This window comes from Rhizobium sp. rho-13.1, assembly GCF_007000305.1.
In the GTDB taxonomy this organism is placed as follows: domain Bacteria; phylum Pseudomonadota; class Alphaproteobacteria; order Rhizobiales; family Rhizobiaceae; genus Rhizobium; species Rhizobium rhododendri.
Genome location: NZ_SCFL01000001.1, coordinates 278,309 through 293,867, shown reverse-complemented (window position 1 = coordinate 293,867; position 15,559 = coordinate 278,309). Strand labels below are relative to the sequence as shown.

The 15,559-nt window shown below is 60.9% G+C and carries 12 protein-coding genes; 7 read left to right on the top strand and 5 right to left on the bottom strand.

The window, feature by feature from the left end; genetic code table 11:
* The first annotated feature begins 49 nt into the window (after window positions 1-49).
* Complete coding sequence (locus EQW76_RS01660; RefSeq protein WP_142822638.1) at window positions 50-859, top strand: DUF72 domain-containing protein; 810 nt, start codon at window positions 50-52, stop codon at window positions 857-859.
* A gap of 6 nt (window positions 860-865) precedes the next feature.
* Here the strand turns inward: EQW76_RS01660 and EQW76_RS01655 are convergent, their stop codons facing one another.
* Entirely contained in the window at window positions 866-2,341 is a 1,476-nt protein-coding gene (locus EQW76_RS01655) for an NAD(P)H-hydrate dehydratase (protein ID WP_142822637.1), read from the bottom strand.
* 341 nt (window positions 2,342-2,682) lie between these two features.
* On the opposite strand from EQW76_RS01655, the gene EQW76_RS01650 reads away from it, so the two are divergent.
* The 3 genes from EQW76_RS01650 (at window position 2,683) to hspQ (ending at window position 4,991) form a co-directional block, all read left to right on the top strand.
* Complete coding sequence (locus tag EQW76_RS01650) at window positions 2,683-3,021, top strand: P-II family nitrogen regulator (RefSeq protein WP_003579240.1); 339 nt, start codon at window positions 2,683-2,685, stop codon at window positions 3,019-3,021.
* A 53-nt stretch (window positions 3,022-3,074) separates the two neighbouring features.
* Window positions 3,075-4,484 carry a type I glutamate--ammonia ligase gene (gene glnA, locus EQW76_RS01645; RefSeq protein WP_142822635.1) on the top strand — a complete coding sequence of 470 codons (1,410 nt, stop codon included), beginning with the start codon at window positions 3,075-3,077 and terminating at the stop codon, window positions 4,482-4,484.
* A gap of 177 nt (window positions 4,485-4,661) precedes the next feature.
* The gene (gene hspQ, locus EQW76_RS01640) at window positions 4,662-4,991 is read left to right on the top strand and encodes a heat shock protein HspQ (RefSeq protein WP_111215626.1); all 330 of its coding nucleotides are present in this window, start codon (window positions 4,662-4,664) and stop codon (window positions 4,989-4,991) included.
* Window positions 4,992-5,115: 124 nt separating this feature from the next.
* Here the strand turns inward: hspQ and EQW76_RS01635 are convergent, their stop codons facing one another.
* Entirely contained in the window at window positions 5,116-5,760 is a 645-nt protein-coding gene (locus tag EQW76_RS01635) for an invasion associated locus B family protein (protein ID WP_142822634.1), read from the bottom strand.
* A gap of 268 nt (window positions 5,761-6,028) precedes the next feature.
* On the opposite strand from EQW76_RS01635, the gene EQW76_RS01630 reads away from it, so the two are divergent.
* Window positions 6,029-7,840, top strand: coding sequence for an extracellular solute-binding protein (locus EQW76_RS01630; protein WP_142822632.1), 1,812 nt, complete (start codon window positions 6,029-6,031; stop codon window positions 7,838-7,840).
* Between the two features lie 81 nt (window positions 7,841-7,921).
* The gene (locus tag EQW76_RS01625; protein ID WP_142822631.1) at window positions 7,922-8,593 is read left to right on the top strand and encodes a DsbA family oxidoreductase; all 672 of its coding nucleotides are present in this window, start codon (window positions 7,922-7,924) and stop codon (window positions 8,591-8,593) included.
* 63 nt (window positions 8,594-8,656) lie between these two features.
* Here the strand turns inward: EQW76_RS01625 and mfd are convergent, their stop codons facing one another.
* Together mfd and EQW76_RS01615 are read right to left on the bottom strand one after the other, a co-directional pair.
* On the bottom strand, window positions 8,657-12,157 hold the full coding sequence (gene mfd / locus EQW76_RS01620) for a transcription-repair coupling factor (RefSeq protein ID WP_142822629.1): 3,501 nt from the start codon (window positions 12,155-12,157) through the stop codon (window positions 8,657-8,659).
* Complete coding sequence (locus EQW76_RS01615; protein ID WP_111215621.1) at window positions 12,154-12,471, bottom strand: succinate dehydrogenase assembly factor 2; 318 nt, start codon at window positions 12,469-12,471, stop codon at window positions 12,154-12,156. Before EQW76_RS01615 ends, mfd begins: the two co-directional genes overlap by 4 nt.
* Window positions 12,472-12,647: 176 nt before the next feature.
* Between EQW76_RS01615 and recG the strand changes: the two genes are divergently transcribed.
* The gene (gene recG / locus EQW76_RS01610; protein ID WP_142823582.1) at window positions 12,648-14,750 is read left to right on the top strand and encodes an ATP-dependent DNA helicase RecG; all 2,103 of its coding nucleotides are present in this window, start codon (window positions 12,648-12,650) and stop codon (window positions 14,748-14,750) included.
* Here the strand turns inward: recG and EQW76_RS01605 are convergent.
* Window positions 14,706-15,452, bottom strand: a complete 747-nt coding sequence (locus EQW76_RS01605) for a DUF502 domain-containing protein (protein WP_142822627.1) — start codon at window positions 15,450-15,452, stop codon at window positions 14,706-14,708. The genes recG and EQW76_RS01605 overlap by 45 nt on opposite strands.
* Window positions 15,453-15,559 lie beyond the last annotated feature (107 nt).

The following is a 15,559-nucleotide window of genomic DNA, read 5'->3' as shown; positions in this document are numbered from 1 at the left end:
GACACTCGAAGCGCCGGATACCGGCATCATAAATGAACGGGGAAAGCATATGACAGCGTCAGGCACCATTCGGACCGGCATTGGCGGCTGGACGTTCGAGCCCTGGCGCGGGACGTTCTTCCCCGACGATCTCAAGCAGAAAGACGAGTTGCGCTACGCCAGCAGCAAGCTGAAGGTGATCGAGGTCAACGGGACCTACTATGCGACGCAGAAGCCGGCGACCTTTGCAAAATGGGCCTCCGAGGTGCCGGATGGCTTCATCTTCAGCCTGAAGGCGACGCGCTACGTCACCAATCGCAAGATACTGGTGGAAGCCGGGGAATCGATGGAGCGGTTTCTGAAGTCCGGCATCAGCGAGCTCGGCGACCGACTGGGCCCTCTGCTCTGGCAGTTCGCACCAACGAAGAAATTCGATGCGGATGACTTCGAAGGATTCCTGAAGCTCCTGCCACAGAAGCAGGACGGATTGCCGCTGCGGCATGTGGTCGAGGTACGCCACGATTCGTTCAAGGTGCCGGAGTTCGTCGCGCTGCTGGAGAAATACCAGGTGGCCCCGGTTTGTGCCGACCATCACGACTATCCGATGATCGCCGATGTGACCGCCGATTTCGTCTACGGCCGCCTGCAGAAGGGCTCCGATGAAATCAAGACCTGCTATCCGCCGAAGGAACTGAAAGAGTGGGCGGAGCGCCTTCAGACCTGGGCCGAAGGCAAGGTGCCCGCCGACCTGCCGTTGATCGATGCTGCACGTAAGGTGAAGGTCCAGCCGCGGGATGTTTTCGCCTTCATGATCCACGATGGAAAAGTCAACGCACCGCAGGGCGCCATTGCCCTGCAGGGCGTGCTTGCCAAATCCTAGCACCGGTCAGAGCGGCCTGACGTGGCCCATCAGGTCTTCGGCCGTCAGGCCCTTGCCGGCCCGGTTTCCCGCTTCGCCGTGCAGCCAGACACCGGCGGCCGCGGCCTCGAAGGCCGGCATGCCCTGCGCCAGAAGTCCGCCAATGATCCCCGCCAGCACATCGCCGGAACCGGCAGTTGCCAACCATGGCGGCGCATTGCAGTTGATCAGTGCCCGCCCGTCTGGCGCGGCGATCACCGTGTCGGCGCCTTTGTAGACGATTGCCGCGTGCGAGCGCATTGCGGCTGCGATTGCCTTCTCGATCTTGCCGAGAGCTTCATCCTTGGCGATATCGGGGAAAAGACGGCCGAACTCGCCTTCGTGCGGCGTCAGAACCAGATGCGTCGGCCCCGTCGCAAAAGCATCGAAGAGCGCAGATGGATCGTCCTTGAAGGAGGTGATGCCGTCCGCATCGAGCACGAGATGTCGATCCACCAGCGCCGCCACGAACTGCCGTGCCTTTTCGCCCGTGCCAAAACCCGGGCCGAGAACGAAGGTCGATAGCCGCGCATCGTCGAGCCACTCCTCAAGAGCGGCTCTGTCATCGATTTCGCGCAGCATGATCGCCGTCAGCGCCCCGGCATTGACTTTGAGCGCGGCTTTGGAAGAGGCGATCGTGACCAGCCCTGCCCCAGCCTTCAGACCCGCCATGGCCGACATGCGGGCCGCACCCGTCGCCGTCTCGCTGCCGGAAAAGACCACCAGATGCCCGCGTTTGTACTTATGGGTCTCCACTAACGCTACAGGCATGGCCGACCGCCACTGTTCCGGTGTGTTCTCGGCGATCAGCGCATTGGCGTTTTCCCGGACGATGCGGGCTGGAATGCCGATGTCGACGATCTCTAGCGTGCCGCACAGCTCCCTGCCCGGCATCAGCAGATGCCCGGGTTTGCGCGTCATGAAGCTTACCGTATGGGAAGCGCGAAAGGCGGCGCCCAGCACTCGGCCGGTAGCGCCGTTGACGCCCGACGGCAAATCGACGGCGATAACCGGGATGGAAGCGGCACGTGTTCGTTCGATCACGGCTGCGACGGCGTCAGGCACATCCCGCGCGAGGCCGGCACCGAAAATCGCATCGATGACGAGGTCGCCGGCCCGGGGCAGATAGGAACCGAGTGGCGAGCCGGCAACCGGACAGGCGGAAAAGGCGCGCGCCGCATCGCCCTTCAGCACGGCTGCATCTCCGAGGTGATATACGTCGACCTCGGCACCGCATTCGTGCAACGCCAAAGCGGCCACGTAGCCATCTCCGCCATTGTTGCCGGGGCCGCACAGGACCGCGTATCGCAGCGTCTCCGGATAGTCCCGCAAGGCCGCAGCCGCCACCGCCCGGCCGGCTTTCTGCATCAGTCCGAAAGAGTCAATTCCTGAAGCCGCAGCGGCCTTGTCGACCGCCGCCATCGATTGGGGTGTCAGGAGGAGTTCAGCTAGGGTGTGTGTCATGGACGATAATGATCGCAACGACGCCTGAAAAACAATCAAAAAATCCCGCGTGCCGCCGACTTAAATTTGAGCAAAAGCACGCTTTTTAATCAGTCGAATTCAGGGCGTGTAGGCCGTTCCAACCGCTGCGGTCCGCCCTCCATTCCGGATATCGTCCGAAACGTGTCTGCGCATATTCAATTCGGGGCACGATATGTCAAACAACCCTGTATCAGCCTCAAAATTGCTCAAAACTGCAACATTTACCGAAACATCTCTGGATAATCTGGCATGATACGTGCATCAACAAGGGCGAGCGGGCAATGTCCGCTCTAACGGGAGAAGCGGAGAGACATTTTCTCATGAAAAAGATCGAAGCGATCATAAAGCCATTCAAGCTGGACGAAGTGAAGGAAGCCCTTCAGGAAGTCGGCTTGCAGGGTATCACTGTCACGGAAGCCAAGGGCTTCGGTCGCCAGAAAGGTCACACGGAACTCTACCGTGGTGCCGAATATGTCGTCGATTTCCTTCCGAAAGTGAAGGTCGAAGTTGTGTTGGCAGACGAAAATGCCGAAGCGGTTATTGACGCGATCCGCAAGGCGGCGCAGACCGGACGAATTGGCGACGGAAAGATCTTCGTTTCCAATATCGAAGAGGTCATCCGAATCCGTACGGGAGAGACGGGTATAGATGCCATCTAAGCCCTCGCCGGTGGCCAGGGCAAAATCGTCATAAAAAACCGAGGAAGCATCCCATGACGACCGCAAACGAAATTCTGAAACAGATCAAGGACAACGACGTCAAGTTCGTCGACCTGCGCTTTACGGACCCGAAGGGCAAGCTGCAGCACGTGACGATGGACGTTGCCTGCGTCGATGAAGACATGTTCGCCGATGGCGTCATGTTCGACGGCTCCTCTATCGGAGGATGGAAGGCCATCAACGAATCCGACATGGTGCTGATGCCCGACACGGAAACGGTTCACATGGACCCGTTCTTCGCGCAGTCGACCATGGTCATCCTCTGCGACATCCTGGACCCGGTTTCCGGCGAATCCTACAATCGCGATCCGCGCGGTACCGCCAAGAAGGCAGAAGCCTACCTGAAGGCTTCCGGCATCGGCGACACGATCTTCGTAGGCCCGGAGCCTGAGTTCTTCGTATTCGACGACGTCAAGTACAAAGCCGATCCCTACAACACCGGCTTCAAGCTCGATTCCAGCGAACTGCCGTCGAACGACGACACCGACTACGAGACCGGCAACCTCGGTCACCGTCCTCGCGTCAAGGGCGGCTATTTTCCAGTTCCGCCGATCGACAGTTGCCAGGACATGCGCTCCGAGATGCTGACGGTTCTCGGCGAAATGGGCGTCGTGGTTGAAAAGCACCATCACGAAGTGGCTGCGGGACAGCACGAACTCGGCGTCAAGTTCGACACGCTGGTGCGCAACGCCGACAAGATCCAGATCTACAAGTACGTCGTTCATCAGGTCGCCAACGCCTATGGCAAGACGGCGACCTTCATGCCCAAGCCGATCTTCGGCGATAACGGCTCGGGCATGCATGTGCACCAGTCGATCTGGAAGGGCGGCAAGCCGACCTTCGCCGGCGACGAGTATGCCGGCCTGTCGGAATCCTGCCTCTATTACATCGGCGGCATCATCAAGCACGCGAAGGCCATCAACGCTTTCACAAACCCGTCGACGAACTCCTACAAGCGTCTCGTCCCGGGCTATGAGGCTCCGGTGCTGCTTGCCTATTCGGCTCGCAATCGTTCGGCTTCCTGCCGTATTCCCTTCGGCTCCAACCCGAAGGCGAAGCGCGTAGAAGTTCGCTTCCCGGATCCGACTGCTAACCCATACCTGGCGTTTGCCGCCATGCTGATGGCCGGCCTTGACGGCATCAAGAACAAGATCCATCCCGGCAAGCCGATGGACAAGGACCTGTACGACCTGCCGCCGAAGGAACTGAAGAAGATCCCGACCGTCTGCGCATCGCTGCGTGAAGCGCTGGAAAACCTCGATCGGGACCGCAAGTTCCTGACGGCCGGCGGCGTGTTTGACGACGACCAGATCGATTCGTTCATCGAACTGAAGATGGTGGAGGTCATGCGCTACGAAATGACACCCCATCCGGTCGAATTCGACATGTACTACTCGGCCTAGTCCTCAACCAGAAAGTCCCGGTCATCGCCGGGACTTTTTTCTGCGCCGAGCCAGCGCGGCGTGCTTTACTGGTCTTGTCGGCCGCCTGACTATGGCAGCGCTGTGGGACAACGGCGGCAAAAGGCTTGAAAAATGTGGCGCATCGTCCCACATAATTGCGTGAAAGGAAGTCGCGCCATGAAACAAAAAGATGCAAAATTCAATATCGGCGAAGTGGTCCGGCATCGGGTGTTTCCGTTCCGAGGCGTCGTGTTCGACGTAGATCCGGAGTTCGCCAACACGGAAGAATGGTGGAATGCCATTCCGACCGAGGTTCGTCCCAGCAAGGACCAGCCGTTCTATCACCTGCTGGCTGAAAACGAGGAGACGGAATATGTCGCTTATGTCTCAGAGCAGAACCTCGTCAGCGACGACAGCGGAGAACCTCTCCGCAACCCGCAGGTCTACCAAATCTTCGACCGCAAGACGACCGGCGAACTCAAGCCCAAGATGAGCTTCGCCCACTGATCCCTCCACAGATACGCCTGCAAAAGGAAGCCGACAAACCGGCTTCCTTTTTTATTTTCGTTAGACTGTGAGCCATAAAAAAAGCCCGGCTGAACCGGGCTTTTTATGCAGATATGTGTAATTCTCACTGGGACTTGGCGGCCTTCTGGGCGTCTTCCAGCTTCTTGCGGGCTTCTTCAGCCTTCTTCTGCATGCTGTCCTGCAGGCTGCGCTGGCTTTCTGCGAGCTTGGTATCGGAGATCGCCGGGCCGTCATAAGCGGCGCCGAAGCCGGTCAGGGAGACCTTGATTGGGTTCGGAGCGCGGCGGAAGTTGATCGATGTGAAGGTCACGTCCGTGCCCTTCTTCAGAGATGCGATCGTGGCATCCGTCAGCGGAATTTCAGCCGTGCACTTGTCTGGCAGGCAGACGGCGTAGTCGACCTTCTGGCCCTTGCCGCCATCGATCTGCATGGTGATGCCAGGTCCGATCAGGCGGGCTGTCGGGACGGAGATCTGCAGGATCTTGCGGTTGACCTTGCCATCGATGGAGATCAGTCCGATTGCCGTCACCAGCTGGCCGCTGTTGGCCATGATCAGGTTCTGGACGATGCAGATGTCGTTGTCATCCTGCTTGGCGCATGTCTTGTACCAGCCGAGACGCGGGGTCTGAGCGGCGCCATCGGCCGGAGCAGCCGGTGCATCCTGCGCAAAAGCGGGCGCGGAAGCGCCGATCACGAGTGCGAGTGCAGACAGAGCCGCGCGAATTGTTTTGTCAGTTTTGAACGTCATAGCGAAATCCGCCTCCTGAAATCCGATGCAAAGCAGCCTTCTGCCACCTCATGCCTTTCGGGTCAAACTGCTGTCCACCTGTCGAAAGAATAAGGCAAATGCATGACTCCGAACTGTGGATCACCTGTTACATGGCGTTGCTTCGGATATCCAGCTTTTCTTTGCAGGTTTCGGCCGCAGGATGGACAAATCCGATGCCTATGTCTTGGATCGAGGAGGCCATGATAAGGTCGCCGTCACGAATCATGCCCTTATGGGAAAGGATGCCATGCGAGCGCTCCGGGTCGCGATTTATCTAGCTGCGGCAATGCTTTGCAAGACCGCTCAGGCGGACCCCGTGCACGGCCTTGCCATGCACGGCGATCCCGCGCTTGCCGCCGACTTCAAGGCCCTCCCTTACGTCAATCCGTCCGTCAAGAAGGGCGGCCATATCAGCTACGGTGTGGTCGGCACCTTCGATAATCTCAACCCGTTCATCCTCAAGAGCATGCGGACCACGGCGCGCGGCATGTGGGATCCGGACTACGGCAACATCGTCTACGAAACGCTGATGCAGCGCTCGCGCGACGAGCCGTTCACTCTCTACGGTCTGCTCGCCCAGACCGCCGAATGGGACGACAAGCGGTCCTATATCCAGTTCAATCTCAATCCCGCCGCCAAATGGTCGGATGGCCAGCCGGTGACGCCGGATGATGTGATCTTCAGCTTCAACCTTTTGCGCGACAAGGGCCGCGTGCCCTACTCAAACCGGCTGAATGCCGTTGCCAAGATGGAGAAGGTCGGCGAGCACAGTGTCCGCTTCACCTTCAACGACAAGGCCGACCGCGAAACGCCGATGATCATTGCCAGCTCGACGCCGATCCTGCCGCAGCATGCGATCGATCCGGACAAGTTCGACCAGACGACGCTGGTGGCACCCATCGGATCCGGGCCTTACCGGGTGAAAACGGTGAACCCGGGCGACAGCATCGTCTTTGCGCGGAACCCGGATTACTGGGGCAAGGATATTCCGGCCAAGGTCGGGGTCGACAATTACGACCTGCTGACCGTTCATTACTTCTTGCAGGAAAACACGCTGTTCGAGGCATTCAAAAAGGGCGATGTCGATATCTATGCGGATGGCAGCCCGGGCCACTGGGCAAATGCCTATGATTTTCCGGCGGCGCGCTCCGGCGAGGTTGTGAAGGATGTCTTCAATCCCAAGCTTCCCAGCGGCATGTTCGGCTTCGTCTTCAACACTCGGCGACCGATCTTTGCCAATGTAAAAGTCCGCGAAGGTCTTTCGCTGGCCTTCGATTTCGAGTGGGTCAACAAGAACCTATCGTCAGGCGCCTACACGCGAACGGAGAGCTACTGGCAGGGCTCGGACCTGTCGTCCTTCGGCGTATCCGCCGATGCCCGCGAGCTCGAAATGCTGGGTCCGATCAGCAAGCGCATCGATCCGGCCGTGCTCGATGGCACATACAAACTGCCCGTGACCAACGGTTCCGGCCGCGACCGCGCTGTGCTGCGCCGGGCCGTGGATCTGCTGAAGGCAGGTGGATACACGATCAAGGATGGCAAGATGGTCGATGCCGGCGGGCATCAGCTGGCGTTTGAGATCATGACACAGAATGCCGACCAGGAGAGACTAGCCATCGCCTACCGGAGAACGCTGAACCTGCTGGGGATCGAGGTGGCGATCCGCACCGTCGACGATTCGCAGTACCAGCGCCGGACAATCAGCTTCGACTACGACATCATCATCAAATCGTTCACATCTTCCCTCTCGCCGGGCATCGAGCAGGTCGGGCGATGGGGCTCGGTGGCGCGTGATCGACAGGGCAGCGAGAACTTCGCGGGCGTTGCCGATCCCGATGTGGATACGTTGATCGGCCACATTCTCTCGGCGCGCGGCGTTGAGGATTTTCGCGATGCCGTCCGTTCCTTCGACCGGCTGTTGCTTTCCGGGCATTACTTCGTGCCGCTTTATCATATCGACCAGCAATATGTGGCACGGCACAAGCGGATAGGGCATCCGGATGTCACTCCCTTGTACGGCTATCAGCTGCCTGTGTGGTGGGATGCTTCGGTGCAGTGAGGTGGTTCCTTTTTGGTGCCTGGTTGAAGCCCGGCGGCAAAGAGACTATTTCGGTCCGATCAACAGGAAAGGGCAACGACCATGGAACGCATCACAATCGATATCGTCTCGGACGTCGTCTGCCCGTGGTGCTACCTCGGCAAGGCGCGGCTCGAACTGGCGATTGCCGAAGTGCAGGACGAAGTCGGTGTCGACATTAACTGGCGCCCTTACCGCCTCAATCCGGATTATCCGCCTGAAGGCGTCGACCAGAAGCAGAAGCTGGCTGAAAAGCTCGGCGGTGCAGACAAGGTGGCCAGCGCTCACGCGATGCTCGCAGGTCTTGGCCGCGAGGTCGGAATTGCATTCAATTTCGATGCCATCACCATCGGCCCGAACACGCTCGATGCCCACAGACTGATCCACTGGGCTGTGACCGAAGATCGCGAGCTCCAGAACCGGGTGGTCGATGGCCTCTTCAAGGCGAATTTCGAAGAAGGCAGAAATGTCGGCGACCACGCCGTACTTCTCGACATCGCCGAAGCCGCCGGACTGGATCGCGCTGTCATCGAGGCCCTCCTCGCATCCGACGCCGACAGCGACCTGATCGTCGCGGAAATCGAGTCGGCACGGCAAATGGGCGTAAACGGCGTGCCGTTCTTTATCTTCGACCAGCAATATGCAGTCAGCGGCGCGCAGACGCCGGATGTGATTGCCAACGCGCTCCGCGACATCGCCAAGACGAAGGGCGAGGCCCGCGCGGCGCTCAACTAGCGCAGCATTTCTCACATTTACCCTGTAAATCAGGCTGCGCGCTCCGTCAGGGCACGCAGCCTTTTATTTTGCCAGTTCCGCCAGCTGCGTCATGACTACGGCGGCGCCCGCCAAGCGCTTGGCTGGTGTTGGGAGGTCGCGGGTGAGGAAGACGCTGTGGTCTGGCCTGATCTTCGCCATTGAGCCCTGCCTGGCGATATAGCCGACGAGGGCTGCCGGATTCGGGAATTCCTTGTGGCGGAACTGCACGACGACACCCTTCGGACCGGCATCGAGCTTCTCCACATGGGCAATGCGGCAGAGCGACTTGATGTAGACGATCTTCAGCAGGTGCTGCACCTCGATCGGCATGGGTCCGAAGCGGTCGATCATCTCGGCGCCGAAACCGTCGATTTCCTTGAGATCGGTGATCTCGCCGAGCCGGCGGTAGAGCGCCATGCGCAGGTGCAGGTCGGGCACATAGTCGTCGGGGATCATCACCGGCGTGCCCACCGAAATCTGCGGCGACCAGCCGGTGTCCTGGATCTCGTCGACGCCCTTCACTTCGACCACGGCCTCTTCCAGCATCTGCTGGTAGAGTTCGAAGCCAACCTCCTTGATATGGCCAGACTGCTCCTCGCCCAGCAGATTGCCGGCGCCTCGGATATCCAGATCGTGGCTGGCGAGCTGGAAGCCGGCGCCGAGCGTATCCAGCGACTGAAGCACCTTGAGGCGGCGCTCCGCCGTCGAGGTGAGCACCTTGTTGACGGGAAGCGTGAACAGCGCGAAGGCCCGCACCTTGGAACGTCCGACACGACCGCGCAGCTGGTAGAGCTGGGCAAGCCCGAACATGTCGGCGCGGTGGACGATCAGGGTGTTGGCAGTCGGCACGTCGAGGCCGGATTCGACGATGGTGGTCGACAGCAGCACATCGTAGCGGCCCTCGTAGAAGGCATTCATGATGTCTTCGAGCTCGCTCGCCGGCATCTGGCCATGGGCAACGGCAACTTTCAGTTCCGGCAGATCCGATTGCAGGAAAGCGTGAATATCGGCAAGGTCGGCGAGCCGCGGGCAGACATAGAAACTCTGGCCCCCGCGATAATGCTCGCGCATCAGCGTTTCGCGGATCACCAGCGAATCGAAGGGCGAGATGAAGGTGCGGACCGCCATGCGGTCTACCGGCGGAGTCTTGATCAGCGACAGTTCCCGGACGCCGGTCATGGCCAGCTGCAGGGTGCGCGGGATCGGCGTTGCCGACAGGGTGAGGACGTGGACGTCGCTCTTCAGCTCCTTCAGCCGCTCCTTGTGCTTGACGCCGAAATGCTGCTCCTCATCGATGACCAGCAGGCCAAGATTGGCGAACTTGATGCCGTTGCCGAGCAGCGCGTGCGTACCGACGACGATGTCGGTCTTGCCTTCGGCGACTTCCTTCTTGGTCAGTGCCAGTTCCTTTGCGCCAACCAGGCGCGAAGCCTGCTGGACGCGGATCGGCAGACCACGGAAACGCTCGGAAAACGTCTTGAAATGCTGGCGGGCCAGCAGCGTCGTCGGCACGACGATTGCCACCTGGGCGCCGTTCATCGCCGCGACGAAGGCGGCGCGCAACGCCACTTCCGTCTTGCCGAACCCGACGTCGCCGCACACGAGCCGATCCATCGGCCGGCCGGCTGCGAGATCGTCACGCACGGCGTCAATGGCGTTCGCCTGGTCCTCGGTCTCGTCGTAGGGGAAGCGAGCTGCGAACTCGTCGTAGATGCCATCGGGTGCGATCAGCGCCGGCGCATGGCGCGTCAGGCGTTCGGCCGCGATACGGATCAGGGATCCGGCCATATCCAGCAGCCGCTTCTTCAGCTTGGCCTTGCGCATCTGCCATGCACCGCCGCCGAGCCTGTCCAGCTGCGCGTCGCTGGTTTCCGAGCCGTAGCGCGACAGGAGGTCGATGTTTTCGACCGGCAGGAACAGCTTTGCGTCGTCGGCATAGAGCAGCTCGAGGCAGGCATGCGGTGCACCGGCTGCCTCGATTGTCCGGAGACCGACAAAGCGGCCTATGCCGTGTTCGGCGTGGACGACGATCGAGCCTTCGTCGAGGCCTGCGACTTCGGAGATGAAGTTGGCGCCGCGCTTGCTGCGCTTGGAGCGGCGGACCATGCGGTCGCCGAGAATGTCCTGTTCACCGATGACGACCAGATTGCCGGTTTCGAAACCACTTTCCAGGTTGAGCACGGCCGCTGCCGCCTCGCCCTTGGCCAGCGCATCGACATCCTTCATCGCCTCGATGGTCTTGACGCGTTGCAGGCCATGCTCGGCGAGCACCTGTAGCAGGCGCTCCAGCGAGCCTTCCGTCCAGGCGGTGACGAGTACCTTGCCACCGGCCGCACGACGATCTGCGATATGCTTGACGACGGCATCGAAGACGTTGACGCGCTCGGCATCGACTTGCTCGGTGGCACCGCGAGCCCAGCGCGGCCCCTGTCGCGCATCGACATTGACCACCATCCGGGTCGCGCCCTCGTGCTCGTTGAACGGCGACATCCGTATGGCGTTGAAGGCATCGAGCGTCGCGCCAAACATCTTGCCGTCGAGGTAAAGCTCGCCGGGGGCCACAGGCTTGTAGGGGGTGCCCTGCGTCATCGCGCCCTTGCGCTGCTCGCCGGACTGCTGGCGCGCCTCGTAATAGTCGCGGACGAGCTTCGAGCGCTCCTCGGCGGCCTCGCGCACCGTATGGTCGGTGATGAAGCGGAAGCCCTTCAGGTAGTCGAAGATCGTATCGAGCTTTTCATAAAAAAGGGGCAGCCAGTGCTCCATGCCGGGATACCGCCGGCCTTCGGAGACGGCGACATACAGGGCGTCGTCGCGGGTGGCAGCGCCGAAGGTCGCCAGGTAATTGGTACGGAAGCGGCTGATCGTATCCGGCGTCAGCGTCACTTCGCTCATCGGATTGAGATCGAGCGAGCGCACCTGCCCGGTCGTCCGCTGGCTTGCCGGATCGAAGCTGCGGATGCTCTCCAGCGTATCGCCGAAGAAATCGAGGCGCACGGGCTCTTCGGACCCGGGCACGAAGACATCGAGAATACCGCCGCGCACCGCGAATTCACCGACCTCGCGCACGGTCGCGACCCGGTCGAAACCGTTACGCTCCAGGCGGCCGGCGATATCGTTCATGCGCAACTGGCTGCCGGGCTTTGCCGAGAAGGCCAGGCTTTCGATCACGTCCTGCGGGGCGACCTTCTGCAGCAGGGCATTGACGGTCACGAGCACGATCGCCGCATGCGGCTTCTTGTGGTATGCGATCAGCCCGCCAAGTGCCGCCAGCCGGCGTGCAGACGTGTCGGAACTTGGGGAAACGCGGTCATAGGGAAGGCAGTCCCAGGCCGGAAGGGTCAGCACCGGGATTTCAGGCGCAATGAAGGACAGCATCTGCTCGATGTCAGCCATGCGCTGTCCGTCCGACAGCACGTAGGCGACCGGTTCGCCGGACCGCGCCAGTTCGGCGATGATAAATGGATCGAGGCCGGCCGGAACGTTGCCGATCGTCAGCGGCACCGGCGCCGCTGCAAGCTTCCTGACGTCGATACCTGCAATCATTCCGCGACCCTGCGCAGGTCGGCGGTCATCTGTTCGAAATCCGGCGCATAGGCGGCTATACGGGCAAACAGCGGCGTCTGGAATCGTTCTGGCACCGGCAGCGTGCCTAGAATCCAGCGGTTCAGATCGTTGTCTTCCTCATCCATGATGATCTCGAACTCGTCGAGCTCGGTCTCCGACAGCGTGGGCAGCTCGGCGTCGGCGAACTGGCCGAACACGAGGTCCATTTCCCGGAGACCGCGATGCCAGCAACGAAACAGAATCCGCTTGCGGCGTGGATCGAGGAGCGCGCTGCTCAGTGTTACGCCTGTCATCTCACACACCTTCTTGTTGCTGCGTCTCTATAAAGCATCGCTTCGAAATGTGGGAACCGGTTTTTCGGAAAAAAGACGTTGCCGGGGATTTTTCCGGGGGCATGTCGAGAACTGTCGGCGGATCGCATTATCCGGCCTTGCCAAAGCGGTGTCCGCCGTCGCATTTTGCCGCCATCATGCGCCCTGCCATTCTCGATCTGCTGTTTGCTTCCATTTCCTCGCTGCCGGGCGTCGGGCCAAAAGTGGCCGACCTGCTGGTAAAGCTGCTTGGCCGCGAAAATCTTGAGGACACCAGGGTCGTCGACCTGCTGTTCCATGCCCCCTCATCAATCGTCGACCGGCGCGAACAGCCGGGAATTGCACGGGCGCCGCAGGGGACCATCGTCACCATCACCGGTCGGGTCGACCGCCATCAGGCGCCGCCGCCGCGCACCAGCCAGCCGTACCGCGTGTTCCTGCATGACGAGACCGGCGAACTCGGCCTCGTCTTCTTCCGAGGCAAGGCACAGTGGCTAGAAAAGCAGCTGCCGCTCGGCGAGACCGTCACCGTCAGCGGCAAGGTCGACTGGTTCAACGGCCGTCCGTCGATGGTGCATCCGGATTACATCGTCCGCGAAAGCGAAGGCGAGACGCTGCCGCTGGTGGAGCCCGTCTACCCGCTGAGCGCCGGCCTGACATTGCGCACCGTCCGCAAGGCGATTGAGGCGGCGCTGACGCGCATGCCGGATATGCCGGAATGGGACGACGCAGCGTTGGTGACGAAGCAGGGATTTTCCGATTTCGCGACGAGCTTCCGGATGCTGCACGATCCGCGCGATGCTAAAGACATCGACCCGCAGGCACCTGCCCGCCGTCGCCTTGCCTATGACGAGTTCCTGGCTGGCCAGTTGTCTCTGGCACTTGTCCGCCAGCGGCTGCGTCGCGTGCCGGGCCAGCCAGTTCATGCGACCGGTAAGATCAGCAGCCGGATTCTTGGGGCGCTGCCTTTCTCGCTGACCGGCAGCCAGACGGCGGCAATCGCCGACGTCCTGAAGGACATGGCGGGCAGCGACCGCATGCTGCGCCTGCTGCAGGGGGATGTAGGTGCCGGCAAGACGCTGGTGGCATTGATGGCGATTGCCGCTGTGATCGAGAACGGCGGACAGGCGGTGCTGATGGCGCCAACGGAAATCCTCGCCCGCCAGCACTATAGCACGATCTCGAAATTCGCTGCGGTTGCAGGACTTTCTATCGAAGTCCTCACAGGCCGCACGAAGGGCAAGGAGCGTGACGGGATCCTCGAGCGCATTGCGTCCGGTCAGGCCCAGATCGTCATCGGCACCCATGCGCTGTTTCAGGACAGCGTCTCCTATGCAAACCTGATGCTGGCTGTCGTCGATGAGCAGCACCGGTTCGGCGTCCACCAGCGGCTGCGCCTGACGGCCAAGGGAATCTCACCGCATATGCTGGTGATGACGGCGACGCCGATCCCCAGAACGCTGGTGCTGGCCGCGTTCGGCGACATGGATGTCTCGAAGCTGACGGAAAAGCCGGCCGGCCGCAAGCCTATCCATACCGTGACCGTTCCCACGGAACGCGTCGGCGATATCGTCCAGCGGCTCCGCGGCGCCCTTGCCGATGGCAAGAAGGCCTACTGGATCTGCCCGCTGGTGGAAGAGTCGGAGCAATCCGACCTGATGTCCGTCGAGGAACGCTTCGAGACACTCGCGCAGTTCTTCGGGCCCAAGGTCGGGCTCATCCACGGGCGGATGAGCGGGCCGGAAAAGGATGCCGCGATGCGGGCTTTCAAGAACGGCGAAACCAGGCTGCTGGTGGCGACTACTGTTGTGGAAGTCGGCGTCGACGTACAGGATGCGACGATCATGGTCATCGAGCACGCCGAGCGCTTCGGGCTGGCGCAGCTGCACCAGTTGCGCGGTCGTGTCGGACGCGGTGACGAGGCGTCGAGCTGCATCCTTCTCTACAAGGGACCGCTCAGCGAAACCGGCCATGCGCGGCTATCGATCATGCGCGACACCGAGGACGGTTTTCGAATCGCCGAGGAAGACCTGAAATTGCGCGGCGAAGGTGAGCTTCTTGGCACCCGTCAGTCGGGCACCCCGGGCTTTCGCATCGCCAGCATCGAAGCCCATGCCGATCTTCTGGAAATTGCCCGGAAAGACGCCGCCTATCTCATTGAACGGGACGCAGATCTCGTCAGCGATCGCGGCCAGGCCGTCAGGACGCTGCTCTATCTATTCCGGCGTGATGAGGCGATCCGCTTTCTCCGCGCGGGCTAGGCGCTTTGCCTTGTAAGCTGTGTGGAGTTCCGATGTGGGCAAAGCATCGACGTGATCCGGCGTCACCAGTCCGCCTGAAATGAGAAGCCTCGCCCCGTCTTCCGGGCTCATGTCGAGAATGACGATTTTTTCGCGCGGCACGAAAACCAAAAAGCCTGCGGTCGGAACTGGCGTCGGCGGCAGGAAGACACTGACCATGTCCACACCCATGGCGTTGAACTTGGATGCGATCTCGCCCTTTGCATCGGTTGCGACGAAGACAAGCGACCAGAGGCCGGGGCTCGGATATTCGATCAGCCCCACCTGCTTGAAAGAATTGCTCTTCTCCTTCAGCACCGTTTCGAAGATCTGCTTGAGGCTCTTGTAAATGGTGCGGACTAGCGGCACACGGCGCACCAAGGATTCACCGAACTGGACGATGCTTTGGCCGATGAGGTTCTTGCCGAGAAAGCCGATGATAGTGATGAAGATCATCGCCATGACAAGGCCGGTTCCGGGCACGGCGAAGTTGAGGTAGCTCTCGGGGTCGTAGCGGGCGGGAATGTAGGGTTCAACCCAGCTGTCAGCCCAGTGGACGACGGACCAGGTCAGCCACAGCGTAATGGCGATCGGTGCGCAGATGATGAGCCCCGTCAGAAAATTATTGCGGATGCGTGCCGCGACCGACAGTCTCGTCGTCGTCTTTTCGGGATTTTCCGCCATTTGTCGTTTCTGAACTCCGTTCAGCCTGCCGCCTCGCCAGCAAAATCCCCATTGCCGACAGAGTTGAAATTGCCAGAAGTTGCTGCGACGCACAACCCGCAGCAACG